Annotated in this window: 2 protein-coding genes; both read left to right on the top strand. The window is 66.2% G+C overall.

The window, feature by feature from the left end; all coding sequences use genetic code 11:
- Positions 1-160: 160 nt before the first annotated feature.
- Entirely contained in the window at positions 161-2,359 is a 2,199-nt protein-coding gene (gene rnr / locus SB4_RS14145; protein WP_058753075.1) for a ribonuclease R, read from the top strand.
- 71 nt (positions 2,360-2,430) lie between these two features.
- Positions 2,431-3,399: a glutathione S-transferase family protein gene (locus tag SB4_RS14150; RefSeq protein WP_058753076.1), complete on the top strand. Its 969-nt coding sequence runs from the start codon at positions 2,431-2,433 to the stop codon at positions 3,397-3,399.
- The last annotated feature ends 48 nt before the right edge of the window (positions 3,400-3,447 follow it).

Genomic DNA, 3,447 nt, shown 5'->3' on the forward strand with positions numbered 1-3,447 from the left:
GGAGGGGGACCGCCGCGAAGTGGTGGTGGAGGGGGATCGCCGCAAATGCCTCGCTGCGTGGAAAGCCCCCTCCACCATGCTGCGCATGGTCCCCCTCCCCGTGCCGGGGAGGATCAGCTTCGGGGGTGACGCCGCCGCCCCTACCCCCTATCTCCACGTTATGAAAAAACCCAAGCCGGGTCTGCCGACCCGTGAGCAAATCCTCGCCTTCATCGAACAGTCGGACCAGCCCGCTGGCAAGCGTGAGATCGCACGCGCTTTCGGTCTCTCCGCGCAGGAGAAGATCGGGCTGAAGGCGCTGCTCAAGGACATGGCCGACGAAGGGCTGATCGACAGCGCCCCCGGCCGGGCCTTCCACAAGATGGGCGGGGTGCCCAAGGTCACGGTGCTACGCATCGTCGATGTCGATGACGGCGGCAATGTCTGGGGCCAGCCCGAACGCTGGGAAGCGGACGGCGTACCCATCCCCCGCCTGCGCATCCGCGAGCGCAAGCGCGGGAGCCTCGGTATCGGCCAGCGGGTGCTGGCGCGCACCGAGGAAGCGGGCGGCGGCTGGATCGCGCATGTCATGAAGACGATCGCGCCCGCCTCCGAACAGGTGCTGGGCGTGCTGCGCGAGGAGGCGGGGCGTTTCTGGCTGACCAGCGTCGACAAGAAGGACCGGCGCGAGATGATGGTGTCGGACACCGGCGGCGCGGAAGCGGGCGACCTGGTGCTGGCCGAAAAGGCGGGCCGTCCGCCGCGCATCACCGCGAAGGTGGTCGAGCGGCTGGGCGATCCCTTCGCGCCGCGCAGCTTCTCGCTGATCGCGATCCACAAGTTCGAGATTCCCGACCGCTTCCAACCCGAGACGTTGGAAGAGGCCGAGCGGGTCGCGCGCCAGCCGCTGGGCGACGATCGCGAAGACCTGCGCGACCTGCCCATCGTCGCGATCGATCCCGTCGACGCACGCGACCATGACGATGCGGTGTGGGCCGCGCCCGACGACGATCCCGCTAACCCCGAAGGCTGGCGCGCCATCATCGCGATCGCGGATGTCAGCTTCTATGTCCGCCCCGGCTCGGCGATCGACAAGGATGCGCGGCGGCGCGGCAATTCGGTCTATTTCCCCGACCGGGTGGTGCCGATGCTGCCCGAAATCCTGTCGGCGGATGTCTGTTCGCTGAAAGAGGGCGAGGACCGCGCCGCGCTCGCCTGTCATCTTCAGGTGACGAAGGACGGCAAGCTCAAAAGCTTCCGCTTTACCCGCGCGGTCGTGCGGCTGGCGGCGAACATAGCCTATGAAGACGCCCAAGCCGCGATCGATGGCGAACTGTCGCATCCGCTGACCGAGACGGCGCTGCGGCCGCTCTGGGACTGCTGGGCCGCGCTCGCCAAGGCCCGCGACGATCGCGAGCCGCTCGACCTTGACCTGCCCGAACGGCGGGTGGTGCTCGACCAGAATGGCCGCATCCTGTCGGTCGCGCCGCGCGCGCGGCTGGATGCGCACCGGCTGATCGAGGATTATATGATCGCCGCCAATGTCGCCGCCGCCAAGGCGCTGGAGGCGAAGAGGGCCCCCGTCATGTACCGCGTACATGAGGTGCCCAGCCGCACCAAGCTGGTCGCGCTGAAGGAATATCTCGAAACCTTCGATATCCCCTTCGCCATGGGTCAGGTGATCCGTCCCGCGACCTTCAACCGGATCATCGACAAGATCGGCGACGCGGACTTCAAGCCGCAGGTGATGGAACAGATCCTGCGCTCGCAGACCCAGGCCTATTATGCGCCGGTCAATCAGGGGCATTTCGGCCTGTCGCTGGGGTCCTACGCGCATTTCACCTCGCCAATCCGGCGCTATGCCGACCTCGTCGTCCACCGTGCGCTGGTCGGGGCGTACAAGCTGGGTGACGGAGGCCTGCTGCCCGAGGGCGAGGAGATGGAGCGGCTGGGCACGTCGATCAGCCAATATGAGCGCCGCGCGATGGAGGCGGAGCGCGAGACGATCGATCGTTACGTCGCGGCCTATCTGTCCGAGCATGTCGGCCAGGTGGTCGAGACGCGGATTACCGGCGTCACCAATTTTGGCTTCTTCGCCACGGTCGACGGCGTGGGTGGCGACGGGCTGATGCCGATCCGCGACCTGGGCGGCGACTATTTCCACTATGACGAGTCGTCGCAGCAATTGCTCGGCGAGAAGACGCGCGAAATCTACAAGCTGGGCCAGCGCCTGCCGCTCCGCCTGGCCGAGGCGAACCCGGTGTCGGGCGCGCTGCGCTTCGAACTGCCCGACGGCAAGGGCGCGGCACCCGAACCGCGCCGGGTGCTGAAACGGCGCGGGCGGCCGGCGAACATCCGCCACAACGGCAAACGGCGTTAATCCTCCCGGCACGGGGAGGATCGGGATCGCTCCCCTGCCCCATGCGTACCCTCCATCAAAGGAGATCACGCATGGGCAATATGGTGGACGGCGTGTGGCACGCCGACGGGCTGTTCAAGTCGGACGACAAGGGCAGCTTCAAGCGTCCCGACTCCGGTTTTCGCGACTGGGTGACGGCGGACGGAGAACCCGGCCCGGACGGCCAGACCGGCCACCGCGCCGAAGCGGGGCGCTATCACCTCTATGTCTCCTATGCCTGCCCCTGGGCGCATCGCACGATGATCGTCCGCGCGCTGAAGGGACTGGAGGACATGATCGGCCTGTCGGTGGTCGATCCGCTGATGCGCGAGAATGGCTGGACCTTCGCCACCGAGCGCGGCGGTACCGGCGACCCGCTCCACGGCGCAGACTATCTGTGGCAGCTCTATGCCCGAGCCCGCGACGGCTATAGCGGCAAGGTCACGGTGCCGGTCCTGTGGGACAAGCAGCGCGATACGATCGTCAGCAACGAGTCGGCCGAGATCATCCGCATGTTCAACACCGCGTTCGACGGGCTGGGCGCGCGCGAAGGGAATTACTACCCCACGGACCTGCGCGAAGAGATCGATGCGGTCAACGCCCCCGTCTATGACCGGGTGAATAACGGCGTCTACAAATGCGGCTTCGCCAAAAGCCAAGAGGCCTATGACGAAGCGGTCGGTCCGCTATTTGCCGAGCTGGACTCGCTGGAAGAACGGCTGACGGGTCGCGAATGGCTGGTCGGCGATCGGATGACCGAGGCGGACATTCGGCTGTTCACCACGCTCGTTCGCTTCGATGCGGTCTATCACGGGCATTTCAAATGCAATGTCCGGCGGGTTCAGGACTATCCGGCGCTGGAAGACTTGCTGGAGCGGATGCTGACGATCCCGAAGATCGCGGCGACGGTGCATCTCGATCACATCAAGACGCATTATTATGCCAGCCATCTGGAGCTGAACCCGACCGGGATTGTCCCGGCCGGGCCGGATTTGCCTTGGGCGGGGTTGGTGCAGTCTTAAGTAGCTTTCTTAAGCCCCTCCCGCAGGCGGGAGGGGTTTGGGGAGGGC

Origin of the sequence: Sphingomonas sanguinis (assembly GCF_001476905.1) — a bacterium.
GTDB lineage: Bacteria > Pseudomonadota > Alphaproteobacteria > Sphingomonadales > Sphingomonadaceae > Sphingomonas > Sphingomonas sanguinis_B.

What these genes read in the sequence shown, in the direction of transcription:
- SB4_RS14150 (WP_058753076.1), top strand. Translation starts at nt 2,431, where the DNA reads ATGGGCAATATGGTGGACGGCGTGTGGCACGCCGACGGGCTGTTCAAG.
- rnr (WP_058753075.1), top strand. Translation starts at nt 161, where the DNA reads ATGAAAAAACCCAAGCCGGGTCTGCCGACCCGTGAGCAAATCCTCGCC.